Genomic DNA, 23,179 nt, shown 5'->3' with positions numbered 1-23,179 from the left:
GCGAGCTTGCTCGCGAAAAACGCAAGAACACCGCGTTTTAGTCTGAAGGCACGCGTTATCGTTCAGGTTTTTCGCGAGCAAGCTCGCTCCTACAGCAGGGCTGTGTGCGAGTGTCGCAGCCTTCTATGGCCTGGGGCTATTATTTCTTCAGGCAAGTGCTCATAAAGGTTTTGCGCGCGTCGCCGGTCAAGGCTTTGGTCTTGGCGTCCGCATTGCAATCCTTCATCTTCTGCTGCTGTGGCGTAAGCGTCTTGGCGTCATTGGCTGCTGGAGCAGACAGACAGGTCTTCATGAAGGCCTTGCGGTCATCACCTTTAAGCGTCTTGGTGGTGGCTTCGGCGTTACAGGTGGTCATTTTATTTTGCTGAGCGGTGGCAGCAAAGCCTTGGGAACACAGCAGCAGGCCCATCATCAACAGCGGAATTCGCAGCATCTTCATGGAGTTTTCTCCCTGTTACCGCACCGAAGGGCACGGACTACCCAGCAGTGTAGTCAAAGCCTGTTACAACTTCACCGGGTACGGATATGCGTCCGTCGATACTGCTCCGGCGTACAGCCCGCCTGGCGCTGGAACATGGCGATAAAGGCCGAGGCGGTGCTGTAGCCCAGGTCAAACGCCACATGTTGCACGCTGCGTGGGCTGTCGAGGGCTTCGATGGCCGCCAGGTAGCGCAGACGCTGGCGCCATTCGCCGAAGCTCATGCCCAGCTCCCGCACAAACAGGCGCGCCAGGGTGCGTTCGCTCACGTGGACTTGTTCGGCCCAGTGCGCCAGGGGCCGGTTGTCGGCAGGATCGGCCTGCATGCCTTCGAGTACGCCGAGCAAGCCAGGGTGGCGGGCGTATGGCAGGAAGCATTCGTGGATCGGCGCCTGCTTGAGCTGGTCCACCAGCACCTGGGCCAGGCGGATGTCGGACTCGGTCTGCGGCATGTTCACGTCACGCTGGGCAAAATCGCTGAGGATGGCCTTGAGAATGTCGCTGATGGCCAGGGTGCAAGGCTGCTGGGGCAGTTGCTCACAAAGTTCCGGCGCCAGCCCCACCGAGTGATAGACGATCGCCTCGGCATTGTAGGAGCTGTGTTCGGTGTGAGGTGGCACCCACACCGCGTATTGCGGCGGCGACATGAAGCGGTTGCCGGCCACTTCCATGCGCATCACACCGCTGGCCGAGTAATCCAGCGAGCCCCAGAAATGCCGGTGCGGCGTGCACTCGGTGTCAGGCGCGAAATCCGAATAACGGAAGTACACCGGGCTCGGCAACCGGGGGAAATCCGCAAGACGTACGTTGTGCTTGGCCATATTGTCTGGATACAGAGGTGGTTTGTCTGGATCGCAGTATAGGCTTCGATCCAGACAATGGATAATCCTGCCTCATCAACACACTTGGTTACTTTCGATGCAATACGCTTATCCCTTGCTGGCCATTTTCATCTGGGCCGGCAACACCGTCGTCAACAAGCTGGCTGTGGGCGCATTGTTCCCGGCGGAAATTGGCTTTTACCGCTGGTTGCTGGCGGCGCTGCTGTTCACGCCGTTCATGATCAAGCCGGTGATCGCCAACTGGGCGCTGATCCGTCCGAACCTGGGCAAGGTGTTCATCCTCGGCGTGTTGGGCATGGCGGTTTACCAAAGCCTGGCGTATTACGCCGCGTCGCTCACCACCGCGACCAACATGGGCATCATCCTGTCGTTGATGCCGTTGATGGCACTGACGGCGGCGATCATCAGCCTCGGCCAACGCCTCACCTACGGCGCGATGACCGGTGCCGTGCTGTCATTCGCTGGCGTGGTGGTGGTGGTTTCCGCCGGCAGCCTCGACGCACTGCTGCAGCACGGGGTCAACCTGGGGGACGGCATGATGCTGGTCGCGACCCTGGCCTACGCGGTCTACAGCACCTTGCTGAAAAAATGGCAGCTGCGCCTGCCGCCGCTGGTGTTGCTGTATCTGCAGGTGCTGGTGGCGGTGGTGGTGCTGTTCCCGCTGTTTCTGTTTTCGGCGAAGGCTGGCCTGGGTTGGGCGAACATTCCACTGGTGCTGTATGCGTGCCTGTTGGCCTCAATGGTCGCGCCGCTGGCGTGGATGCATTCGGTGAAGACCTTGGGCCCGAGCCGCACCACGCTGTTTTTCAACCTGCTGCCATTGATCACCGCGCTGATTGCGGCGGTGGTGTTGAAGGAAGAGTTGGCGCTATACCACCTGGTGGGCGGCCTGCTGACCTTGGGCGGAGTGATTCTGTCGGAGCGTTGGACCACGCCGGTCCGTTAAACCCCGGCCTCCTTCAAGCGCCGGGCATGCTCGACAAACAGTCGGATCGGCTCGGCGCCCTTGCCCACCAGCCCCAGGGACTGGTTGACGATATCGAAGTGGTCCAGGGCGTAGTCATCGCCGATCACCAACCCCAAGTGTGAACTGTAGCGCCCGACCATGCCGTCACACTGGCCCTTTTCGCGCACGAAGCTGCGGGCGAACAGGCGGCAACTGCGGTTCGTACCGTCGAACAGGTTACGACCACGGTCGGTAATGCCCGGCTGCAAGGTGCCGGACCATGAGTAATAACGCACGCCATTGACCTCTTCGGGCCCCTGTCCACCCCATGTCTGCGGCAGCCCCTGTGGATAATGCTGATTGAACAGCGCCACGCCCGCACTGGTCAGCGAGTGATGGGAAGCCTGCAGATCCGCCTTGAAGCGTGGCCCGCGATAACCGGTTTCCAGCACGCCCATCAGCCAGGCGACTCCGTGAAACAGCGCGCTCATGATCCGCCCCTTCACGCCATCCACTGGGTAATTGAGGTGAATGTGGTCCGCCAGCTCCGAGCCGTGGTTGGGCCCGGCCACGGACGTCACCGACGCCACCCATTCCGGGCATTTGGCCGCCGCATACCGGGCGGTGAGCGAGCCCTGGCTGTGGCCGATCAAGTTGACCTTGTCGGCCGCCGTTTCACGGCGGATGCGCTCGATCTGCACCAGCAATTGCTCGCCGCGCACTTCGCTGGAATCCAGCGGCGCCACCTGCAAGGGAAACACCTGCGCCCCGCCCGCCCGCAGCGCGGGGACGATACCGTACCAATAAGGAAACCACCCCAGGCGCACGAACCCGAGCATGCCAGGGACCAGCACCAGGGGATAACGCGTGGCTAACGACTGCGGCATGGGCCGAACGTCCTTGATCAGGAAAGACTCACCAGAGGCTAGCCCAGTCCCGCGACGCAGTGATGACATAAATCCGATAAAACTTTTTGCGTGACGCAGGACTCACAACTTGGAGCGATCACGCCGGCAGAGCGTGGCGCAAAACCGGATTAGTACCAGGAGATTGAGATGACCGAAGCAAACTTGACTGACGTTGCGACCCTGCGCAGCCGCGCCCGCCAGAACGTCGAAAACGGTGCAGTGACCGAAGGTTATGACGCCGACCGCGAAGAAATCATCCGCCTGCTCAACGCATCGCTGGCCACCGAGCTGGTCTGCGTGCTGCGCTACAAGCGCCACTACTTCATGGCCAGCGGCATTAAGGCTGCAGTCGCCGCGCAGGAATTCCTTGAGCACGCTACCCAGGAAGCCGAACACGCCGACAAGCTCGCAGAGCGCATCGTGCAGTTGGGCGGTGAGCCGGAGTTCAACCCGGACCTGCTGTCGAAGAATTCCCACGCACAGTACGTGGCAGGCAATAACTTGAAGGAAATGGTCTACGAAGACCTGGTCGCCGAGCGGATTGCCGTGGACAGCTACCGCGAAATCATCCAGTACATTGGCGATAAAGACCCGACCACGCGCCGCCTCTTCGAAGAAATCCTGGCCCAGGAAGAAGAGCATGCGGACGATATGGCTGACATCCTAGAAAGCCTGTAACCCCGCGACATGCAATCCCATGTGGGAGGGGGCTTGCCCCCGATAGCGGTGGATCAGTCAATTGAGATGTCGACTGGTCTGCCGCCATCGGGGGCAAGCCCCCTCCCACATTTGCAGTTAGCCTTTCACAGTCTTGGGCGCCTTGCCTTCCTTCATCTGCTGCAGTAACGGCGCACATTCATTCGGCTCACCGCCACTGGGCGCAACCAATGCCAGCAACCCGGCCGCCGGCCCGGCGATCACACCCAGCGCCACCATGCCAGCCCCTCGCAGCGCCAGCGGGATGGCTTTCACACCCGCGTTCGGCTTGATAAAAGGTCCATTGACGTACAGCGGTGAACGCAGGGAGAACAGGCGGAAGCCTTTCGATTCCGGGGTAATGGTAAGGTCCAACTGCTCTGTGGCCATGTTCGCCGTGCCGTCGATGTAGATGATGGCGTTCTCGGTGTCGAACAGAAACAACCGAGTGGTCGCCAGGCCTGTCTTGATGCCAAAGTCCGCCGCCGCGCAGTTGATCTTCACTTCCTTGTCACCAAACAGTCGGCCTACCACGTAGTTGCCCACATTGAGCCCGGCGATTTCCATCAGGCTGCGGCTGATGGCACCGTCGTTGATCAGCATCTTCAGGTCACCGTTGGAGCTGCCCAACAGGGCCGCCACGGAGTTGCCGCGACCGGCAATATCCGCGTCGCCATTGAGCTCACCAAAGCTGGTTTTCATCGGTTCGAAGGTCGGGAACAGCTGCTTGAGCTTGAAGTTGCGCGCGGTAAGTTTGGCGCGGCCTTCCATTGGCGTGATGCGGCCGTTGAGGCGGATCTGCGCATCCAGCTTACCGCCGGCCACGCCGAAACGCAGGGGTTCGAGGCTCAGTTCGCCGTCATTCAGAACCAGGTGGGTGTAGAGGTCGGTAAACGGCAGATCGGCACTGTGCACGATGCGCTTGCCGGTGAATTCCACGTCGGCATCCATGACGCGCCAACGCTCGGTGCGGAATTCTTCCACCGGCAACACTTTGGTCGCCGGCTGTTTGCTGTCGCCGCCACGGGCTTTTTGTTTGGCGTTGGAGTCGGCGCCGATCAGCGGTGCGAGGTCGGTCATCAGCAGTTGGTTGGAGACCAGCGCGCCGCTGAGCTTGGGCCGTGGCTGGCTGGCGACGTAGGCCAGGTTGCCGTGGATGTCGCTGTTGCCGATCTTGCCGTTGAAGTTGTCATAGCGGAAGGACGCGCCATTGGCTTCGTGCAGCTTGGCGATCAGATGACCATCGGTGGAGTAGGCCGGCGAATCCGGCAGGGTCACGCCAGTCAGAGGGTAGAGATTGCCCAGGCTGGAACCGGCGAGTTTCAGGCGCAGGTCGAGCGCGCCCAGGTTCAGTGGGTCGGTCAGGGTGCCGGCCAGGGCGATGCTGGTATCGGCAATCTTGACCTGGGCTTGCAGCGGGAACGGCTTGGCCGCGTCCTGCAGGGCCAACAGGCCACCGATCTTGCCGCTGCCGTCGAGTTTCTGGCCGTGATACTGGCCTTTGACCTTGAGGCCGAACGCATAATCCTGCGGTGCGGAGCCTTTCTCCAGGGCCTTCTTGGCATCGACGTCGCCGACGATTTCGCCGAACGGGATGGGTTTGCCCAGCGGGTCGATGATCACATCCAGTTGGGTCTTGAGGGTTTGGTCGTCGAGGGTCACGTGGCCTTTGTCGAAGCCGATGGCACCGATGTCCACCACCCAGTTGGAAGGCTCGGCGTTCGGGTCCTTGGGATCGAACTTAAAGGTCCAGTTGGCGCGGCCATCGGCCAGGCGCTGCAACTGCGCGCTCGGTTCGGTGAGGTCGATACGCGGGATCACCACGCGCTGCACCAGCAACGCCAGGGGCGAAATGCGCAGTTCCACCTTCTTGAGGGTGACCATTTGCGGGTTTTTCGACCAGTCCGGGTTGCCCAGGGTCAGGTCTTCGGCAATCACATGCGGCCACGGCACCCAGGCGCGCCAGCCGCCTTCATCGGGCTCACGCGCCCACACCACCGCCAGGTTGCCGTTGATGGCAAACGGTCGATGCAATTCTTCGGAGACCTTGGCATTGAGGGGCGGCTTGATGCGGTTCCAGTCAAAGAACACCAGGACCAACACCACCACGGCGATTAACACAACGAAGCTGGCGCAGCTCCAAGCGACGATTTTACGAGTGCGCGTCATTGCACAGGACTCCTGAATACGACTGGCTGGGTGACAGCCTTTAAGGACAGCTTATAGAACTACGACTGGCAAACCGCCTGGGGGTTTAACCCGATCCCCGATTTGCCTGGAAAAACCTCAATTTCTGACCACTTCGACAGATTCCTCCTACCACGGCGCACCATTGTTACCCACGCGCGTGTCGAAAATACCCACACCAGTGCAAAACCGCGTGCTTGAGAGGCCCGTTCTAGAGCCTCCGCCTAGAACAATCAATTCTGTTGATTATTACCATTGTGTTTATGAACTTTTATATCGACTTATCGAGAGTAGCATTAGTCCTGTACCCACTTTATCGCCCTCCCAAGGAGCAACCCATCATGAAACGCCAATTACTCGCTACCGCCCTGTTATCCATCCTGGCTTCCAGTGCCTTTGCCCTGCCAGCCGCCGAACAAGCCACTCCACAAGTCAAAGCTGACGCCGTTCCTTTCAGCCAGACCGTCGCTCGCAGCGGTTCGCAAGAAGAAGAGAACCGTGACTACGCCAAAGGCGCTGTAGCTGAAAATGGTTCGGAACAAGCCAACAAACGCGCTTACACCGAAGGCCTGACCGAAAACGGCCGCAACCGCCTGGAAGAAAAAGGCCTGGTTGAAGGTGGTGCTGAACAAGCCAACAAACGCGCCTACACCGAAGGCGTTGCTGAAGGCGGTGCTGACCGCCTGCAAGAACTGCATCAAGCACAGAGCTAACCCCGTGGTGGCCGAGAAAAAAGCCCGATCTGTCGATCGGGCTTTTGCTTTCCTGTAGATCACGTCACGCCCGCCCCCCCGCCAAGTTCGACGCCAACAGACCTGTTTTGCTAGAGTGCGTCGCTGTACTTGCCAACAAAGCCCGCCCGCCAATGCTGCCCCGCGCCGAACAGAAGCAACAGACCCGCCTCGCCCTGATGGACGCAGCCCGCCATTTGATGGAGTGTGGCCGTGGGTTTGGCAGCCTGAGCCTGCGTGAAGTGGCGAAGACCGCCGGTATCGTGCCCACCGGTTTCTATCGGCATTTTGCCGACATGGACCAGTTGGGGCTGGTGTTGGTGAGTGAAGTCGGCCAGACCTTCCGCGCCACCATCCGCCTGGTGCGCCATAACGAATTCGTGATGGGCGGCATTATCGATGCCTCCGTGCGGATCTTTCTCGATGTGGTCTCGGCCAACCGTTCGCAATTCCTGTTCCTGGCCCGCGAGCAATACGGCGGCTGCCTGGCGGTGCGCCAGGCGATCGGTGCATTGCGTGAAGACATCACCCGTGACCTGGCGGCCGACCTGACGTTCATGCCAAAACTGCAGCACCTGGATGCCGAAGGCCTGCATGTGATGGCCGACCTGATCGTCAAAAGTGTGTTCGCCACCCTCCCCGACATCATCGATCCGCCGGCCCAGGCCCTGCCTGACCACCTCACGCCGCAGGCGAAAATCACCCAGCAATTGCGCTTTATCTTTATCGGCCTGAAGCACTGGCAAGGGCTGGGCAGCACCGAATAAAGCCATCAGCCTGCCGTGTGAAAACGTTTAGCCGTGGTGTAGTGCTTGTTCCAGTAGCTGTTGCTTAATGAATCGATGCGGATGTTCTTGCCCGTACGTGGCGAATGAATGAATTTGCCTTGGCCTATATAAAGCCCCACATGGCTGACTTGGCCGCGCCCGTTTGCCTTGAAAAACACCGCATCGCCGGGCTTGAGTGCGTTGCGCTTGATGGTCGGAGCCGTGGAGCGGTGCATGGCGGCGGTGGTGCGTGGTATCTGGATATTGGCTTCGGTCTTGAACAGGTAAACCAGGAAGCTGCTGCAATCGAAGCCTTGCTGCACCGAAGAGCCACCCCACTTGTACGGCGTGCCGAGCAGTTCATGGGCACGGTCAACCACATCGTCAATGGCGGCTTCTTGGACTGAAGCGCTGAACGTGGGACGGGGCTGCAGAGAGGCTGACGCTGATGAAATGGCAAAAGACAGGCTGACAATGACTAAACAACACAATGATCTAAACATGATAAACGTCGCAGTGGGTTGAACACGGCGCACAGACTAAAGACACAGCAGGTAACTACTTGAACGGCGAATCCCCGAACTACGTAGGAAAAATCCTAAAACGCCCATAGCGAGTGCATCAGCCCAGCCAGCGCACCATTTTTGCTCACACCAAAAATCTTCCTACGCCCTATTTAGTGGCGTTACCGTCCCTGCTGACAGGGAATTCCTACTCTGCAGCCGGGTTGGCAAGCCCCTTGCTCTAGCACTTGCATCGCTCATAGCTGGAAGCTTCCTGATGCTGGTGATCCACCGCCGAATCGCCCCCCAAGCCCTCTGGGCCGCCGAGTTGCTACTGAATTTCGAAGCACGCAGCAAAAGCCGCCTGCGCTGTTTCAGTGCCGACGGTGAAGATGTCGGCCTTTTCCTGGAGCGCGGTCAGCCACCGCTGCACGACGGCGAATTCCTACAGGCGGAAGACGGACGAGTCGTACGCGTGTGTGCCCGGCCTGAACAACTGCTGCATGTCACCTGCAGCAGCGCATTTGAACTGACGCGCGCGGCGTATCACCTAGGTAATCGGCACGTGGCGTTGCAGGTGGGCGATGGCTGGCTGCGCCTGCTCGATGACTATGTGCTCAAGGCCATGCTCGAACAGCTGGGCGCGCAGACACAGACCATCGAAGCGCCGTTCCAGCCGGAACATGGCGCCTACGGCGGCGGGCATCATCACTCGCGCCATGGCGATGAAGATTTCAACTACCCGCCCAAGCTGCACCAGTTCGGCGTGCGCCTGTGAACCCAGCCTGGGCGCTGTTGCGTCTGGCCAGTCCGCAGTTGCCGATTGGTGGCTACAGCTATTCCCAGGGCTTGGAAATGGCGGTGGAGAACGGTCGCGTCAACGACGCAGCCAGTGCGCGACGCTGGATCAGCGATCAGTTGCTGCTCAACCTGGCGCGCTTCGAAGCGCCGGTGTTACTCGCCCATTGCCAAGCAGCCTGTGAGGCCGATTGGCCGCGCCTGGCCCAGCTGTGCGAAGAACATCGCGCTAGCCGTGAGACCCGCGAGCTGTATCAAGAGAGCCGACAGATGGGCTACTCGCTGCAACAGTTGCTCAATGGTTTGCCGGAACTGGACGGCGGTGCCCGCGAATTTCTTGAGCAGTGCAGTGAGCCCCATCTCGCCTTGGGCTGGGCCCTCGCCGCACGCGCATGGAACATCAGCCCCGCCGACGCCCTCGCCGCCTGGCTGTGGAGCTGGCTGGAAAACCAATTGGCCGTGCTGATGAAAACCCTGCCCCTGGGCCAACAAGCCGCCCAACGCCTGACCAGTGAACTGCTGCCGTTGCTGCAACAAGCCCAGCAGGACGCCAGCCGCATCGAACCCCACCATTTCGGCAGCGCCGCGTTTGGCCTGTCCCTGGCCTGCATGGCCCACGAGCGCCAATACAGCCGCCTATTCCGTTCCTAGGAGAAAAGCACATTATGAACACACAACCTTTGCGTGTCGGCATCGGCGGCCCGGTGGGCTCCGGCAAGACGGCCCTGACCCTGGCCCTGTGCCTCGCGCTGCGTGATCGCTACAACCTCGCTGTGGTCACCAACGACATCTACACCCGCGAAGACGCCGACTTCCTGGTGCGCAACCAGGCCCTCGCGCCGGAACGCATCATCGGCGTGGAAACCGGCGGCTGCCCGCACACCGCGATCCGCGAAGACGCCTCGATCAACCTTGAAGCCGTTGACCAGCTCAACCGCCGCTTCCCCGGCCTGGACCTGATTCTGGTGGAGTCCGGGGGCGACAACCTCTCGGCCACCTTCAGCCCGGAGTTGTCGGACCTGACTATCTACGTGATCGACGTGTCCGCCGGCGACAAGCTGCCGCGCAAGGGCGGGCCTGGCATCTGCAAGTCCGACCTGCTGGTGATCAACAAGATCGACCTGGCGCCTTTGGTCGGCGCGTCGCTGGAGCTGATGAACAGCGACACCACCCGCATGCGCAACGGCAAACCCTTTGTGTTCAGCAACCAGAAAACCGGTGTCGGCCTGGATGAAATCGTCGCCTTCATCGAACGCCAAGGCCTGCTGACCGCCGCCTGATCAACCCATAAGGAACCTGTCCATGAGCCTCAAGAAACTCTTTACCGCCGCCGCCCTGCTGCTGGCCCCAGCCCTGGCTTTCGCTCACCCGGGCCATGGCGACAACGGCCTGGTGGCCGGCATCAGCCACCCCCTGGGCGGCATCGACCACTTGCTGGCCATGGTCGCCGTCGGTTTGTGGGCCGCCCAACAAAAAGGCGCCGCACGTTGGGCCCTGCCGTGCACCTTTGTCGGCACCATGTTGATTGGCGGCGTGTTGGGTTTTGAAGGCCTGGCGTTGCCGGCGCTGGAAAGCGGGATTGCCGCGTCGGTGTTGGCCCTGGGCCTGGCGGTGGCGCTGGCGGTGCGTCCGCCGTTGTTCATGGCGGTGGGGGCGACGGCCTTGTTCGCGCTGTTCCATGGTGTGGCGCATGGTCTGGAGCTGCCGGACATGTCCAGCCCGTGGGCGTATGCCGCGGGGTTTGTCGGTGCGACTGCCGTGTTGCACGCGGCTGGTTACGCGGTGGTGCGCTTCCTGCCGGCTGCGGCGGCGCCGTTGGTGCGGATTGCGGGCGCGGCGTCGGCGGCGACTGGGGTCTGGTTGCTCGCGGGCTGATATTCGCGGCGTTTGTAAGGGCCTCATCGCCGGCAAGCCGGCTCCTACCTATGATCGCGAGGTCATCCTGTGTAGGAGCCGGCTTGCCGGCGATAGCAGTAGCACAGACACCACAGAACCCAAGCCTGATACCATGCGCGCCTACACCCCTGCCGTGACGACGCCAGCCAATGCCCAGCGCTTCCCAACCCTCCTTGAACACCGTGCTTACGCACTTCCACAGCCTGATCGTGCCGCTCTGGCAAGGCCCGGGCTGGAATGCCGACCTGGCATTGCCCTATGAAGCGCTGGACGCCGACCATCACCCGCTGCCCCCGCAACGCTACCGCGCCATGGCCTGCGCCCGGCAGTTGTACCTGTTTGCCAGCCTGATCGGCGAGCCCGGCGCAGCCTTCGCGCAAGAGCGCGCAGCGGCACTGTTCCGGTCACTGCAACGGCACTTCCACGACGCCGAACACGGCGGCTGGTTCTACAGCATCGACCCATCCGGCCAGCCGCTGGACAAGCGCAAAGACCTCTACACCCACGCCTTCATCATCTTTGCCTGCGTCCATTACTGGGCCAAGGTGCGCGAGCCATTGGTGGAGTCGGTCCTCAATGCCGCCCTGGAAGTGGTCGCCGAGCGATTTTCCACAGGCGACGGCCTGTACGAAGCCGTGCTGGAACGCAACTGGTCATCGCTCAAGTCAGGCCCGCTGCAAAACCCGCTGATGCACCTGGCCGAAGGTTTCCTTGCCACCCTCTCGGTGCGTGAAGACGCCAGCGTGCAAGCCGCCCTGCTGGCGCTGGCGACGGCCATGCAGCAGCGTTTCATCGACCGCCAGCACGGCGTGATGATGGAAAAACCGCTGGACGCTGTGGATAACTGGTTCGAGCCGGGGCACCAGTTCGAATGGTTCTTTTTGCTGGAGTCTTCGGATGTGCTGCGCGGTACGCCGCTGCATGCGTCGCTGACCCGGGCTTTCGCCTACGCAGAACTCAAGGGTGTGGATAACCTCAGCGGTGCAGTCAGCGGCATGCTGGCGCTGGAAGGTACGGTGCGCGACGGCACCCAACGCATCTGGGCACAGGCCGAATACCTGCGGGCACTGACCTTGCGACCCAACAGCGAAGCGGTGCTGCACCGCCAATTGCTGGCGCTGCAACAACATTTTCTGCATGCAAAAGGCTGGAATGAATGCCTGGATGCCCAAGGTGTGGTGAGTCGGTGGGATATGCCTTCGACTACCCCTTATCATTTGGCGACTTGCTACCAGGGTCTGATCCAGCATCTTGGGTGAATGCCAGGGCTTGCTCGCGAAGGCGTCAACTCGGTCTCACTGACCTCACGCAATCCACTTGCGATCTCCGGTAAAGCTGATCGTCAGCCAACGCGCCGCATCCGGAGCGCCGAGCCCTGTGGATATCTCTTCGCGCAGCGCGTCGAGGGTCGCGACGTTATCCACCGGGTAATCCGCCGGCAACACCACATGAATCTCGATAAACCGCGCCCGCCCGTGCTTTTGCACGTACGACACGTAGTCGTCGAAACCATGTTTGGCCTGCGCCGCTTCCATCACTTCGCGCACTGTGTCGTCCAACTGGTCCGGCGCGATTCCCAGCACCTCGCGCAACGCTGGGCGCAGGATCTTGAACGCCGGTGCCAGCATGCTCAGGGCCAGCAGGATCAGGATCAATGGGTCGACATACACCGCCCACTCGCCGTAGCCCTGGGACTTGAGCAACAGCGCCGCCAGGAAGCTGATCAGCAAGCCCACCGACAACATCGCGTCCACCAGCCAACTGATGTTGTCGAACTGGATCAGCGATGATTTCAGCCGGCGATTGCGATAACGCACGTAGAAGAAGTAGGCGAACTCGACGACGGTAAACACCGCCGCGTAGATGATCACCAACCCCAACTCGATCTCGCGGCCGCCATTGATAATGCCGAACACGCCGTTGAGGAACGCATAGATGGCGATCAGCAAGAGGAAACTGCCTTCGATCAGCAGCACCATCGGCTCCAAGTGCCAATAGCCGAACTGGAAACGCTCGTTGCTTTTCTTGGCGATCAGCTTGGCCGTGATCAGCATCAACACCTTGATGGCGGTGGCGATCAGCGAGAAAAAGCCGTCGAACAGAATGGATTGGGCGCCAGAAATCACACCCGTGACAATCCCGGCGATCGCTACGGCGAACATCAGGATGGTCGATTGTTTGAGCAGTGCCTGCTCACCTCGGTTACTCACATTTCCTCCCGTCAAAACCTCAAATCCGCACGGTGCGGAGGGGTTTTATCGGGTGGAGTGTACCTTATGTCGTGTTTTGGCCGATTTGACGCATGATTACCGGTAAAAACCTGATCCTGTGGTGAGCGGGCTTGCCCCGCGCGAGGCAAGCTCGCTCACCACAAAAACCAGCAGGACGGAGCGTCAGCCCTTGGCGCCACGCTCGATAGCAAACCCAGCCCAAGTCTGGCTCACCGGCATCAGCTCCAACCGATTGATATTCACATGCGCCGGCGTATTCATGACCCAGAAGATCGTGTCGGCAATATCCTGCGGCTGGATCGGCTCGGCACCCGCATAAGTCGCGTCATACCGCGCCTGGTCACCGCCAAAGCGCACCAACGAGAACTCGCTCTCGCACAGGCCCGGTTCGATGTTGGTCACGCGCACGCCTGTGCCTTGCAGGTCGCAACGCAGGTTCAGCGAAAACTGCTTTACGAATGCCTTGGAACCGCCATACACGTGGCTGCCCGGATAAGGGTAGTTACCCGCGATGGAACCCAGGTTGATGATGCCCGCACCACGACCGTGAGCGATCAGGCGTGGCAGCAGCAGGTTGGTGGTGGTCAGCAGGCCCTTGATGTTGGTGTCGACCATGGTTTCCCAATCGTCGAGGTTGCATTTGGGCGCAGGGTCGGTGCCCACGGCCAAGCCGGCGTTGTTGATCAGCCCGCGCAGCTTGGCGAACGACGGAGGCAGATTGGCGATGGCATCTTCCATGCCTTTGCGATCCCGCACATCCACGACCAGGCCATGCACTTCAGTCTGCTTGGAAAGCTCTTCGACCAGCGCATTCAGGCGGTCGGCACGACGACCGGTGAGCACCAGTTTCCAGCCGGCTTCGGCAAAACGACGGGCGCAGGCTTCGCCGAAACCTGAGGTTGCGCCAGTAATAAACAGCGTGTCGGACATGGTGTTCTCCTTGCGGGCATCGGGGAAAAAATCAGCCAGCAGAATGCCCGTACGCCGCGATGGCGGCAACCGCTAAGCACACAACTTGATACACACCTGATCGTTTTTTAACCATATTCCGCAAGGCCATACAAACCGTGGCTTGTAGCCATATGCACGCAGGTTATCCACAAGAGCGCCCACAGTCTTTGGGGGCAAGTACACAATGCTTCAGGCCGCTATACACAAGGGCTGCAGGCAGTTTTAGAAAGTTTTTTGCTTGACCTTGGCTGGGACGTATGTAGGCCTGTCGCCGATCGCAAAATCAGAACGATGGCTCGAGGCCAGTCAATCCGGCCGCTGCGGCGGTCTTTCCAGAGTTTAGTCACAGACTTATCCACAGGCCGGCGGGACATATTTCGGTCATATACCTGTGTCTTTAAACAGGTTGACAAAGGGCCCGACTGGCAACCAAAAACCTACTGATCAAAAAACAACCGCCGCGCTGCAAGCCACGGATTCATTGGCTTCCAGCCAGCTACTCCCACGTTACCCACAGCCGGTTCCACAGCGGATGGGGACAAGTCAAAACTGTGACAAAACAGGGATTTGCGGCGGCTATATGTCGCGCTTTGGAGGGAGGCTGGATTTGTTTTCCACAATTTGGCGAGGTGCCTATAGACAACACAAAAAACAAATGTGGGAGGGGGCTTGCCCCCGATGGCGGTGAGTCAGTATCAGGTGTTCTGACTGATACACCGCCATCGGGGGCAAGCCCCCTCCCACAAGGTTTACGCGTCGTTGTCTAGATCAGTGACCGCCGAGGTAGGCGTTGCGCACTTCCTCGTTCACCAGCAATTCCTTGCCGGTGCCGGTCAGGCGAATCTCGCCGTTGACCATCACATACGCGCGGTCCGACAAGCGCAGCGCATGGTTGGCGTTCTGTTCCACCAGGAAGATGGTCATCCCGGTGGAGGCCAGCTCGCGCAACGTCGAGAAGATCTGCTTCACCACAATCGGCGCCAGGCCCAGGCTCGGTTCATCCAGCAGCAACAGCTTGGGCCGGCTCATCAGCGCGCGGGCAATGGCGAGCATTTGCTGCTCGCCGCCAGACATGGTCATGGCGCGCTGGTTACGCCGCTCCTTGAGCCGTGGGAACAGCTCGAACATGCGCTGCATGTCTTCCTGGGCAAACTTGTCGCCAATAGGGATGGTGCCCATCAACAGGTTTTCCTCGACGGTCATGTCGGGGAACACCCGCCGCCCTTCCGGCGACTGCGCGATGCCGTTGGACGCGATGTAGTGCGACGACTTGTGGGTAATGTCGACACCGTTGTAGAGAATCTGCCCCGACTCGGCACGCGGCTGGCCGAAGATCGACATCAGCAGCGTGGATTTGCCCGCGCCGTTGGAGCCAATCAGGCTGACAGTTTCGCCTTCATTGATGTGCAGCGAGACTTTTTTCAGGGCCTGGATCGGGCCGTAATACACGTCCAGGTCCTTCATTTCGAGGATAGGTGCACTCATACCAACTCCTCTTCGTCAGCGCCCAGATAGGCGGCAATCACTTTCGGGTCGTTGCGGATCGCATCCGGGCCACCCTCGGCGATCACGTTGCCGTGGTCCAGCACCACGATGTGGTCGGAAATACTCATTACCATGCCCATGTCGTGCTCGATCAGCACCACCGTGAGGTCGTGTTCATCGCGCAGCAGGCGAATCATCGCGCTGAGGGCTTCGGTTTCCTGGGGGTTGAGGCCCGCAGCGGGTTCGTCCAGACAGATGATCTGCGGCCGCGTGCACATGGCGCGGGCGATCTCCAGGCGGCGCTGCTGGCCGTAGGAGAGTTCACCGGCCAAGCGGTTGGCGCAGTCCACCAGGTCCACCACTTCGAGCCAGTAGAACGCGTGGTCCAACGCGTCGCTTTCGGCCTTGCGGTAGCCCTTGGTATTGAGGATGCCCGCGAGCATGTTGCGGTTGACCCACATGTGCTGGGCCACCAGCAGGTTTTCCACCACCGACATTTCCTTGAACAGCCGAATGTTCTGGAACGTCCGCGCCAGGCCGGCGCGGTTCACCAGGTGGGTGCCGCCGAACATCTTGTAGTACACCCGGCTGAGAAAGCTTTTGGGCGACACGAAGTCGGTGGGCTGGAAGCGCTCGCCGAGCAACTGGATCACGTCGGTCTGCTTGCCGCGAAGGTTGAGTTGGATCTTGCCGCCGCTGGCTTTGTAGAAGCCGGTGAGGCAGTTGAACACCGTGGTCTTGCCGGCGCCGTTGGGGCCGATCAAGGCGAAGATAGAGTTGCGTTCGACCTTGAGGCTCACGTCGCTCAAGGCCTTGATGCCACCGAAGTGCATCATCAGGTGTTCCACGGAGAGCACGACTTCCTTGCTCATGGCGCTACCCCCTTACGTGGCGTCACACCGGTGCGGCTGATCCGGATCAGGCCGCGCGGTCGCCAGATCATCATCACTACCATCAACACGCCAAACAGCAGCACGCGGTATTCGGAGAAACTGCGCAGCAGCTCCGGGGCGACGGTCAATACGAAGGCCGCGATCACCACGCCCACCGTCGAGCCCATGCCGCCCAGGACCACGATGGCCAGGATCAGCGCCGACTCGAAAAAGGTGAACGACGATGGGTTGACGAAGCCCTGGTAGCTGGCAAAGAACACCCCGGCCAAACCCGCCGTCGATGCACCGATGGTGAACGCCGAAAGCTTGACCAACACGTGATTCAGGCCCATGGAGCGGCAGGCGATTTCATCTTCGCGCAAGGCTTCCCAGGCGCGGCCGACCGGCATGCGGGTCAGGCGATGCTTGATGTACAGCACGGCCAGCACCACCAGGAACAGCACGATGTAGATGAACAGGAATTTGATGTTGGGGTTGTAGTCGATGCCGAAGAATTCATGAAAGGGAACCCCGCCATCCTTCGCGCGCTTGCCGAACTCCAGGCCGAGGAAGGTCGGCGAGGGCACCGGCATGCCGTTGGGCCCACCGGTAAACGACAGCCAGTTGTTGAGCACCAGACGGATGATTTCACCAAAGCCCAGGGTCACGATGGCCAAATAGTCCCCGTGCATTCGTAGCACCGGGAACCCGAGTATGCACCCCGCCAACGCTGCGGCGATGGCCGCCAGCGGCAGCACCGTCCAGAAACCCAGGCCCAGGTATTGATAACCCAGTGCCAGGCCGTAGGCGCCGATGGCGTAGAACGCCACGTAACCCAGGTCGAGCAGGCCTGCCAGGCCGACCACGATGTTGAGGCCCAGACCGAGCAACACATAGATCAGCCCGAGGATCACCACGGTGAGCAGGTACTTGTTGGCGAAGATCGGGAACACGATGGCGATCACGATCAGTGCCGGGATGATCCAGCGCAACCGCGACTTGTAGTCCGGCGCCAAGACGTGCACGCCGGAGCCGGTGCTCTCGAAGCCCTGCAGAATCTTCAGGCCCTTGGGGGTTTGCAGGAACAGGCTCATGGCAAAGCGGCCGACCATCACGATGGCCACCAACAGGGCCACGCGGGCCGGTTCCAGGTTGAAGCTGTAGCCGTCGAGGACCACGCCGACGATCGGACCGAACACGACCAGTGAAATCAGCCCGGCGAGGACTGTATCGACCACACTTTTCTTGATATCGATAGGTTTGGCAGCAGACATGTTTACACCTTCGCCACAAGTGGGCGACCAAGCAGGCCCTGGGGACGGAAAATCAGAATCACCACCAGCAGGGAGAAACTGAACACGTCTTTGTAATCAGAGTTGATTAACCCCGAGAACAACGACTCGGAGATACCGAGGATGATCCCGCCCAACATCGCCCCAGGCAGGGAGCCGATGCCGCCGAGTACCGCTGCGGTAAACGCCTTGATGCCGATGATGAAGCCGGCATAGAAGTCGAAGGTGCCGTAGTTAAGGGTGATCAACACGCCAGCCAATGCCGCCATGGCGGCGCCGATGACGAACACATAGGAGATCACCCGGTCGGTGTTGATGCCCAGGATCGACGCCATCTTGCGGTCTTGCTGGGTGGCGCGGCACATGCGGCCGAGCTTGGTGTATTTAATGATGTAAGTGAGCAACGCCATGCCGGCAAACGCCGCCACGAGGATGAACACCTTGGTGTACGTCAACTGAACGAAGCCTGTGCCGATATCGACACGCCAGGCCCCGGCCAGCAGGGTGGGAATGCCTTGTTGCTTGGCGCCCTGGGCGATCTGCGCGTAGTTCTGCAGGATCAGCGAGATACCGATGGCGCTGATCAGCGGTGCCAGTCGGGTGGAGTTGCGCAGCGGTTTGTAGGCGACACGCTCGATGACCCAGCCGTATACGCCAGTGACGACGACGGTAAAGATCAAGGTGCCGAGAATGAGCAGCGGGAAGGATTCGATGCCGAAGTAAGCCAGCAGTGCCAGACTGATCGCCGCGAGGTAAGCGGAAATCATATAAACCTCGCCGTGGGCGAAGTTGATCATGCCAATGATGCCATAGACCATTGTGTAGCCGATGGCGATCAGGCCATAGACCGACCCGAGGGTCAGGCCGTTGACCAGTTGCTGCAGGAAAATACCATCCATAACGCAATCTCACGCGGTGAGCACCTGCACACCGGTGGGTGTGCGGCGCTTCTGGAGGAAAACAGAGGCTCGGCGATACCCCTTGTAGGAGCGAGCTTGCTCGCGAAAAACCGGAGAGCGACGCGGGCATTCTGGATGTCCGGGCCATCGTTGACGTTCTTCGCGAGCACGCTCGCTCCTACAGGGTGACGCAGTCAGTTCGGATTACTTCTGTTTTTCCAGCTGATGGTATTTGCCGTCTTTATCCCACTGGTAAACCACGTAGTCGGAGATCTTCAGGTCACCCTTCGAATCCCAGGCTTTTTCGCCCATGACGGTTTTTACCGGGTGAGCCTTGAGCCACTTGGCGGCGTCTTCGCCTTTGTTGGACTTGGCGCCGTTGAAGCCGGCGGCCAGGGCCTGGACCGACGCGTAGGCGTACAGGGTGTAGCCTTCCGGCTCGGTGCCGTTTTTGCGGAACTCTTCCACCACGGCCTTGCTGTCTGGCAGCAGGCGCGGGTCGGCGCCGAAGGTCATGTACACGCCATCCACATACTGCGCACCGCCAGCGGTGGCAACCAGTTCGTCGGTTACTACGCCGTCATCGGACATGAACTTCACGTCTTTCAAACCGGCTTCACGGATCTGGCGAACCAGTGGACCGGCTTCCGGGTGCAGGCCGCCGAAGTACACGACGTCAGCACCGGTGGAGCGGATCTTGGTGACCAGGGCGCTGAAGTCTTTCTCGCCACGGGTCAGGCCTTCTTCCAGCACCGGCTTGACGCCGCGCTTGGTCAACTGGGCAGCGGTGGCGTCAGCCAGGCCTTTGCCGTAGGTGTCCTTGTCGTTGATGACGGCGACTTTCTTGCCCTTGAGCACGTCAACGATGTAGTCACCGGCGACGATGCCTTGCTGGTCGTCACGCCCGCACATGCGGAACATGGCGCCCAGGCCGCGTTCGGTCACTTGTGGGTTGGTGGAGCCTGGGGTGATGGCGATGATGCCGGCTTCGTCATACACCTCGGAGGCCGGGATGGTGTTGGAAGAACAGAAGTGCCCGACCACGCCGATCACTTTGTCCTGGTCAGCCAGACGGTTGGCCACGGCCACGGCTTGTTTGGGTTCGCAAGCATCGTCACCGGCCACCAGCACGATTTTTTCGCCGTTGATGCCGCCGGCCTTGTTGATCACATCGGCTGCCGCCTGGGCACCCTTCATGTACTGCTCACCGAAAGCGGCGTTGGCGCCCGTCATAGGCCCCGCGACGCCGATCTTCACATCAGCTTGAACAAACGTAGAAACACCCAGCGCCGCTGCAACGGCGAGGGCCAGAAAACCTTTCTTGTAAAACGTCTGGGACATGAGTGGTGCTCCGATATTTTTGATTTTTGGCACGACAACTTGCATTCAAACCTTTCACTGAAAGCCCAGAGCAAGGCGCGTGCCATTACGTTTTTATTCTTCAAAAAGACACGGTGTCATTGTTATTGCAGGTGTTTCGGCTCCATTCGCCAGGACGTGCAACCCTCTAGCGTCTGTAGGTGCAACCAATGGATCCGAAAAGTACAACCGCGACAGGTCGCACCTGCAACCAAGCCTATAAACGACAGTTCCTGGCGCTGTAACAAACGGCGTAACGGAACTGCACATTTACAGTGCGTGATTGCTACGACTTGCACCAATACAGATTAGTAGCCTGCTAAGAAAATGCAGGCTTTTGAGCGGTATTTCGCTGATCAGATCACGATCCTCAGACATTGGCCGGCGTGATACAGCGAGAAGCCGGCTTCATACAGACAGCTGCGCAGGCCCACTCCGGACAGCGGTTGCATGGGAGCGAAGGGAATCGGCAGCGCCTGGGGATTCTGGTGACACAGGTAGTCGGCAAATGCCTTGCCGACCACACTGCCAGTGGTTACGCCGCGGCCGTTATAGCCCGTCACTGCTACGAGGCCGGGCGCTGGTTCGAACAGGCGCATCAAATGGTCTGGGGTGAAGGCGATACAGCCGGTCCAGGTGAACTCCCACTGCACCGATTTGAGGTAAGGGAAGTAGTGCTGCTGCACCCGATCGGCCCACGCCTTGAGGAACCAGGCGGGTTTCTGATTGCCGTTGCCCAGGCTGCCGAGTAACAGACGGCCATCGGCATCGCGGCGAATGCTGCTCAGCACCTGGCGCGTATCCCATGAACCCTGGCCACCGGGCAGGATCTGTTGGGCGGCGTCGCCCGTGAGCGGAGCCGACGCGACCTGATAGTAATAGCCGGGGAAAAAATTGCGCCGCAACTCGGTCCATTCGCCCTCGGTGTAGGCGTTGGAGGCGATCACCACCTGTGCAGCCTGCACTGAACCCTGAGCGGTCTGCACCGACCAGTGCGAACCTTGGCGCTCAAGCTGAGTGACCGGTGAGTGATCAAACAACTGCCCGCCAAGCCCGGCAGCAGCATTGGCCAAACCACTGGTGTAGGCCATCGGGTTCAAGGTGCCCGCGCGCCGGTCCAACAAGGCGGCGGCGATCTTTTTGGTACCGGTGGCCTGTTCGCAAGCCTGACCGGTGAGCAGCTCCACTGGCGCGCCCCGGCGTTTCCATTGCGCTTCACGACTGCGCAAATCCGCCTCGCCACGGGCGTTGTGCGCCATGTGCAAGGTGCCTTCACGGCGCAATTGGCAATCGATGGAGTATTTGTCGATCAGGCTGAACACCAGGGACGGCGCCGCACCCAACATGCGGTTGAGTTGGCTGCCCACCGCCTCGCCGAAACCGGCTTCGATCTCGTCCGGCGGGATCCACATGCCGGCATTGACCAGCCCCACGTTACGCCCCGAACCACCATGGCCGGTGCGATGGGCCTCCAGCACGGCGACGCTTTTGCCTTGTTCCAGCAAATGAATGGCTGCCGAAAGGCCCGTGATCCCGGCACCGATCACACACACATCGACCTTGACCTCACCCTTGAGCGCCGCACGATCCGGCCGGCCAGGGGTGAGGTGCTCCCACAAACATGTTTCGCGTAGTGCCATTGCCAGACTCCGGGATGAAACCTAACAAACAACTGTTATTTTGAATTGCAAACCCAATCAAATGTGGGAACTGGCTTGCCTGCGATGCAGGCACCTCGGTGTATCAGGTACCCCATGGTGATGCTATCGCAGGCAAGCCAGCTCCCACATTGACCGCGCTTCGACTTGAGGAATCAGTCGAAGGTAATGCCCTGTGCCAGCGGCAACTCCAGCGAGTAGTTCACAGTATTGGTCTGGCGACGCATGTACCCACGCCACGCATCCGAACCCGATTCACGCCCGCCGCCGGTCTCTTTCTCGCCGCCAAACGCGCCGCCGATTTCCGCGCCGCTCGGGCCGATGTTGACGTTGGCGATGCCACAGTCGCTGCCCACTGCCGACATGAATTGCTCGGCTTCACGCACGTCAGTGGTGAAGATGCACGATGAAAGGCCTTGAGGCACGGCGTTGTTCAGGCGCAGGGCTTCGTTGAAGTCGGTGTAGCCGATCACATAGAGGATCGGCGCGAAGGTCTCGGTGCACACCACGTCGCTTTGCTCGGGCATTTCCACAATCGCTGGCGACACGTAGTAGGCATTCGGAAACGTGTCTTCCAGTTGGCGTTTGCCGCCGAACACCTTGCCGCCTTCGCTCAGGGCTTGCTCCAGGGCGTCCTGCATGTTGTCGAAGCCGTGCTTGTCGATCAGCGGGCCGATCAGGTTGCCTTCCAGCGGGTGGCCGATGCGCACTTTGGAATAGGCGGCCTTGAGGCGGGTGACGATTTCTTCTTTCACCGACTCATGGGCGATCAGCCGACGCAGGGTGGTGCACCGTTGGCCGGCAGTGCCGACGGCGCTGAACAGGATGGCGCGCACGGCCATGTCCAGATCGGCGCTCGGGCCGAGGATCATCGCGTTGTTGCCGCCCAGTTCGAGGATGCTGCGGGCAAAACGTGCGGCGACTTTCGGCGCCACTTCGCGGCCCATGCGGGTGCTGCCGGTGGCACTGATCAGGGCGACACGCGGGTCGTCCACCAGTGCAGCACCGGCATCGCGGCCGCCGATGATCACTTGGCTCAGGTATTCCGGTGCGCCGTCGAATTTCTTCAGCACGCGCTCGAACAATGCCTGGCAGGCCAGCGCAGTGAGCGGGGTCTTTTCCGAGGGTTTCCAGATCACGGCATTGCCGCACACCAGCGCCAGGGTGGTGTTCCACGCCCACACGGCGACCGGGAAGTTGAACGCACTGATCACGCCAACCACGCCCAGCGGATGCCAGGTTTCACGCATATGGTGGCCTGGGCGCTCGGAGGCGATGGTCAAGCCGTACAACTGGCGCGACAGGCCCACGGCGAAGTCGCAGATGTCGATCATTTCCTGCACTTCGCCCAGGCCTTCCTGGGTGATCTTGCCGGCTTCCCAGGACACCAGCTCGCCCAGATCGGCCTTGTATTCGCGCAATACGTCACCGAACTGGCGCACCAGTTCGCCACGGCGCGGTGCCGGCACTTTGCGCCAGGCCTCGAATGCATGCTCGGCGCGACTGACCTGTTGCTCCACCTCGGCGGCACCTTCCCAGTGCACACTGCCGATGCGGCTGCCATCAATCGGCGAATGCACGGGCTGCTTGCCCGACTGGTACAGCGCCGGGTTTACCCCGAGACGATCAAGCAATGCGGCAACCATGGGTCACTCCTTCAATCTCAAACAGAAAATTCGC

At 60.5% G+C, this 23,179-nt stretch carries 23 protein-coding genes; 9 read left to right on the top strand and 14 right to left on the bottom strand.

Going from position 1 to position 23,179, the window contains the following annotated elements; all coding sequences use genetic code 11:
* Nucleotides 1-139 precede the first annotated feature (139 nt).
* Together U367_RS0102190 and U367_RS0102185 are read right to left on the bottom strand one after the other, a co-directional pair.
* Nucleotides 140-439 carry a PsiF family protein gene (locus tag U367_RS0102190; protein WP_016976953.1) on the bottom strand — a complete coding sequence of 100 codons (300 nt, stop codon included), beginning with the start codon at nucleotides 437-439 and terminating at the stop codon, nucleotides 140-142.
* 71 nt (nucleotides 440-510) lie between these two features.
* Nucleotides 511-1,299, bottom strand: a complete 789-nt coding sequence (locus U367_RS0102185) for an AraC family transcriptional regulator (protein WP_028615545.1) — start codon at nucleotides 1,297-1,299, stop codon at nucleotides 511-513.
* Nucleotides 1,300-1,396: 97 nt separating this feature from the next.
* On the opposite strand from U367_RS0102185, the gene U367_RS0102180 reads away from it, so the two are divergent.
* A complete protein-coding gene (locus U367_RS0102180; protein ID WP_028615544.1) occupies nucleotides 1,397-2,266 on the top strand; it encodes a DMT family transporter in 870 nt (289 codons plus the stop codon).
* Here the strand turns inward: U367_RS0102180 and U367_RS0102175 are convergent.
* On the bottom strand, nucleotides 2,263-3,153 hold the full coding sequence (locus U367_RS0102175; protein WP_028615543.1) for an esterase/lipase family protein: 891 nt from the start codon (nucleotides 3,151-3,153) through the stop codon (nucleotides 2,263-2,265). The two genes, U367_RS0102180 and U367_RS0102175, sit on opposite strands and share 4 nt — an antisense overlap.
* 168 nt (nucleotides 3,154-3,321) lie before the next feature.
* Here U367_RS0102175 and U367_RS0102170 point away from each other — a divergent pair, with 168 nt between their 5' ends.
* Nucleotides 3,322-3,852: a ferritin-like domain-containing protein gene (locus U367_RS0102170; RefSeq protein WP_028615542.1), complete on the top strand. Its 531-nt coding sequence runs from the start codon at nucleotides 3,322-3,324 to the stop codon at nucleotides 3,850-3,852.
* Between the two features lie 117 nt (nucleotides 3,853-3,969).
* On the opposite strand, the gene U367_RS0102165 is transcribed toward U367_RS0102170, so the two are convergent.
* Nucleotides 3,970-6,039: an AsmA family protein gene (locus U367_RS0102165; protein ID WP_028615541.1), complete on the bottom strand. Its 2,070-nt coding sequence runs from the start codon at nucleotides 6,037-6,039 to the stop codon at nucleotides 3,970-3,972.
* Nucleotides 6,040-6,398: 359 nt separating this feature from the next.
* Here U367_RS0102165 and U367_RS0102160 point away from each other — a divergent pair, with 359 nt between their 5' ends.
* Together U367_RS0102160 and U367_RS0102155 are read left to right on the top strand one after the other, a co-directional pair.
* On the top strand, nucleotides 6,399-6,770 hold the full coding sequence (locus U367_RS0102160; RefSeq protein ID WP_028615540.1) for a hypothetical protein: 372 nt from the start codon (nucleotides 6,399-6,401) through the stop codon (nucleotides 6,768-6,770).
* Nucleotides 6,771-6,922: 152 nt separating this feature from the next.
* Nucleotides 6,923-7,555: a TetR family transcriptional regulator gene (locus U367_RS0102155; RefSeq protein WP_025857330.1), complete on the top strand. Its 633-nt coding sequence runs from the start codon at nucleotides 6,923-6,925 to the stop codon at nucleotides 7,553-7,555.
* Nucleotides 7,556-7,560: 5 nt separating this feature from the next.
* Here U367_RS0102155 and U367_RS0102150 read toward each other — a convergent pair whose 3' ends face one another.
* Nucleotides 7,561-8,058, bottom strand: a complete 498-nt coding sequence (locus U367_RS0102150; protein WP_028615539.1) for a C40 family peptidase — start codon at nucleotides 8,056-8,058, stop codon at nucleotides 7,561-7,563.
* Nucleotides 8,059-8,335: 277 nt separating this feature from the next.
* Here U367_RS0102150 and ureE point away from each other — a divergent pair, with 277 nt between their 5' ends.
* The 5 genes from ureE to U367_RS0102125 all read left to right on the top strand — a co-directional run bounded on the left by ureE (nucleotide 8,336) and on the right by U367_RS0102125 (nucleotide 12,011).
* Nucleotides 8,336-8,836 carry an urease accessory protein UreE gene (ureE, locus tag U367_RS0102145; protein ID WP_016976942.1) on the top strand — a complete coding sequence of 167 codons (501 nt, stop codon included), beginning with the start codon at nucleotides 8,336-8,338 and terminating at the stop codon, nucleotides 8,834-8,836.
* A complete protein-coding gene (locus U367_RS0102140) occupies nucleotides 8,833-9,507 on the top strand; it encodes an urease accessory protein UreF (RefSeq protein WP_028615538.1) in 675 nt (224 codons plus the stop codon). The genes ureE and U367_RS0102140 overlap by 4 nt, the downstream gene beginning before the upstream one ends.
* Before the next feature lie 14 nt (nucleotides 9,508-9,521).
* Nucleotides 9,522-10,136, top strand: a complete 615-nt coding sequence (ureG, locus tag U367_RS0102135) for an urease accessory protein UreG (protein WP_028615537.1) — start codon at nucleotides 9,522-9,524, stop codon at nucleotides 10,134-10,136.
* 22 nt (nucleotides 10,137-10,158) lie between these two features.
* Entirely contained in the window at nucleotides 10,159-10,731 is a 573-nt protein-coding gene (locus U367_RS0102130; RefSeq protein ID WP_028615536.1) for a HupE/UreJ family protein, read from the top strand.
* 170 nt (nucleotides 10,732-10,901) lie between these two features.
* On the top strand, nucleotides 10,902-12,011 hold the full coding sequence (locus U367_RS0102125; protein WP_028615535.1) for an AGE family epimerase/isomerase: 1,110 nt from the start codon (nucleotides 10,902-10,904) through the stop codon (nucleotides 12,009-12,011).
* Nucleotides 12,012-12,056: 45 nt separating this feature from the next.
* On the opposite strand, the gene U367_RS0102120 is transcribed toward U367_RS0102125, so the two are convergent.
* From U367_RS0102120 to amaB, 9 genes are all read right to left on the bottom strand, one after another.
* Nucleotides 12,057-12,962 carry a cation diffusion facilitator family transporter gene (locus U367_RS0102120; RefSeq protein ID WP_028615534.1) on the bottom strand — a complete coding sequence of 302 codons (906 nt, stop codon included), beginning with the start codon at nucleotides 12,960-12,962 and terminating at the stop codon, nucleotides 12,057-12,059.
* A 183-nt stretch (nucleotides 12,963-13,145) separates the two neighbouring features.
* On the bottom strand, nucleotides 13,146-13,913 hold the full coding sequence (locus tag U367_RS0102115; RefSeq protein ID WP_028615533.1) for an SDR family oxidoreductase: 768 nt from the start codon (nucleotides 13,911-13,913) through the stop codon (nucleotides 13,146-13,148).
* 789 nt (nucleotides 13,914-14,702) lie between these two features.
* Nucleotides 14,703-15,419, bottom strand: a complete 717-nt coding sequence (locus U367_RS0102110) for an ABC transporter ATP-binding protein (RefSeq protein ID WP_010213569.1) — start codon at nucleotides 15,417-15,419, stop codon at nucleotides 14,703-14,705.
* Nucleotides 15,416-16,291 carry an ABC transporter ATP-binding protein gene (locus U367_RS0102105; RefSeq protein ID WP_028615532.1) on the bottom strand — a complete coding sequence of 292 codons (876 nt, stop codon included), beginning with the start codon at nucleotides 16,289-16,291 and terminating at the stop codon, nucleotides 15,416-15,418. Before U367_RS0102105 ends, U367_RS0102110 begins: the two co-directional genes overlap by 4 nt.
* Nucleotides 16,288-17,565 carry a high-affinity branched-chain amino acid ABC transporter permease LivM gene (gene livM / locus U367_RS0102100; protein WP_016976932.1) on the bottom strand — a complete coding sequence of 426 codons (1,278 nt, stop codon included), beginning with the start codon at nucleotides 17,563-17,565 and terminating at the stop codon, nucleotides 16,288-16,290. Before livM ends, U367_RS0102105 begins: the two co-directional genes overlap by 4 nt.
* A 2-nt stretch (nucleotides 17,566-17,567) precedes the next feature.
* Entirely contained in the window at nucleotides 17,568-18,482 is a 915-nt protein-coding gene (locus U367_RS0102095; RefSeq protein WP_003188099.1) for an ABC transporter permease subunit, read from the bottom strand.
* Between the two features lie 204 nt (nucleotides 18,483-18,686).
* Nucleotides 18,687-19,823, bottom strand: coding sequence for a branched-chain amino acid ABC transporter substrate-binding protein (locus U367_RS0102090; protein WP_010213577.1), 1,137 nt, complete (start codon nucleotides 19,821-19,823; stop codon nucleotides 18,687-18,689).
* A gap of 374 nt (nucleotides 19,824-20,197) precedes the next feature.
* The gene (gene amaA, locus U367_RS0102085) at nucleotides 20,198-21,481 is read right to left on the bottom strand and encodes an L-pipecolate oxidase (RefSeq protein WP_028615531.1); all 1,284 of its coding nucleotides are present in this window, start codon (nucleotides 21,479-21,481) and stop codon (nucleotides 20,198-20,200) included.
* Between the two features lie 173 nt (nucleotides 21,482-21,654).
* Nucleotides 21,655-23,145: an L-piperidine-6-carboxylate dehydrogenase gene (gene amaB / locus U367_RS0102080; protein ID WP_016976929.1), complete on the bottom strand. Its 1,491-nt coding sequence runs from the start codon at nucleotides 23,143-23,145 to the stop codon at nucleotides 21,655-21,657.
* Nucleotides 23,146-23,179: the final 34 nt, after the last annotated feature.

Source organism: Pseudomonas canadensis, from assembly GCF_000503215.1.
Taxonomy (GTDB): Bacteria; Pseudomonadota; Gammaproteobacteria; order Pseudomonadales; family Pseudomonadaceae; genus Aquipseudomonas; species Aquipseudomonas canadensis.
The sequence above is the reverse complement of the archived record's forward strand: the minus strand, read 5'-3'. Positions and strand labels throughout refer to the sequence as shown.

Bases quoted from the DNA above. Each gene is read 5' to 3' on its own strand.
- U367_RS0102190 (WP_016976953.1), bottom strand. From the start codon at position 439: ATGAAGATGCTGCGAATTCCGCTGTTGATGATGGGCCTGCTGCTGTGT.
- U367_RS0102185 (WP_028615545.1), bottom strand. From the start codon at position 1,299: ATGGCCAAGCACAACGTACGTCTTGCGGATTTCCCCCGGTTGCCGAGC.
- U367_RS0102180 (WP_028615544.1), top strand. From the start codon at position 1,397: ATGCAATACGCTTATCCCTTGCTGGCCATTTTCATCTGGGCCGGCAAC.
- U367_RS0102175 (WP_028615543.1), bottom strand. From the start codon at position 3,153: ATGCCGCAGTCGTTAGCCACGCGTTATCCCCTGGTGCTGGTCCCTGGC.
- U367_RS0102170 (WP_028615542.1), top strand. From the start codon at position 3,322: ATGACCGAAGCAAACTTGACTGACGTTGCGACCCTGCGCAGCCGCGCC.
- U367_RS0102165 (WP_028615541.1), bottom strand. From the start codon at position 6,039: ATGACGCGCACTCGTAAAATCGTCGCTTGGAGCTGCGCCAGCTTCGTT.
- U367_RS0102160 (WP_028615540.1), top strand. From the start codon at position 6,399: ATGAAACGCCAATTACTCGCTACCGCCCTGTTATCCATCCTGGCTTCC.
- U367_RS0102155 (WP_025857330.1), top strand. From the start codon at position 6,923: ATGCTGCCCCGCGCCGAACAGAAGCAACAGACCCGCCTCGCCCTGATG.
- U367_RS0102150 (WP_028615539.1), bottom strand. From the start codon at position 8,058: ATGTTTAGATCATTGTGTTGTTTAGTCATTGTCAGCCTGTCTTTTGCC.
- ureE (WP_016976942.1), top strand. From the start codon at position 8,336: ATGCTGGTGATCCACCGCCGAATCGCCCCCCAAGCCCTCTGGGCCGCC.
- ureG (WP_028615537.1), top strand. From the start codon at position 9,522: ATGAACACACAACCTTTGCGTGTCGGCATCGGCGGCCCGGTGGGCTCC.
- U367_RS0102130 (WP_028615536.1), top strand. From the start codon at position 10,159: ATGAGCCTCAAGAAACTCTTTACCGCCGCCGCCCTGCTGCTGGCCCCA.
- U367_RS0102125 (WP_028615535.1), top strand. From the start codon at position 10,902: ATGCCCAGCGCTTCCCAACCCTCCTTGAACACCGTGCTTACGCACTTC.
- U367_RS0102115 (WP_028615533.1), bottom strand. From the start codon at position 13,913: ATGTCCGACACGCTGTTTATTACTGGCGCAACCTCAGGTTTCGGCGAA.
- U367_RS0102110 (WP_010213569.1), bottom strand. From the start codon at position 15,419: ATGAGTGCACCTATCCTCGAAATGAAGGACCTGGACGTGTATTACGGC.
- U367_RS0102105 (WP_028615532.1), bottom strand. From the start codon at position 16,291: ATGAGCAAGGAAGTCGTGCTCTCCGTGGAACACCTGATGATGCACTTC.
- livM (WP_016976932.1), bottom strand. From the start codon at position 17,565: ATGTCTGCTGCCAAACCTATCGATATCAAGAAAAGTGTGGTCGATACA.
- U367_RS0102095 (WP_003188099.1), bottom strand. From the start codon at position 18,482: ATGGATGGTATTTTCCTGCAGCAACTGGTCAACGGCCTGACCCTCGGG.
- U367_RS0102090 (WP_010213577.1), bottom strand. From the start codon at position 19,823: ATGTCCCAGACGTTTTACAAGAAAGGTTTTCTGGCCCTCGCCGTTGCA.
- amaA (WP_028615531.1), bottom strand. From the start codon at position 21,481: ATGGCACTACGCGAAACATGTTTGTGGGAGCACCTCACCCCTGGCCGG.
- amaB (WP_016976929.1), bottom strand. From the start codon at position 23,145: ATGGTTGCCGCATTGCTTGATCGTCTCGGGGTAAACCCGGCGCTGTAC.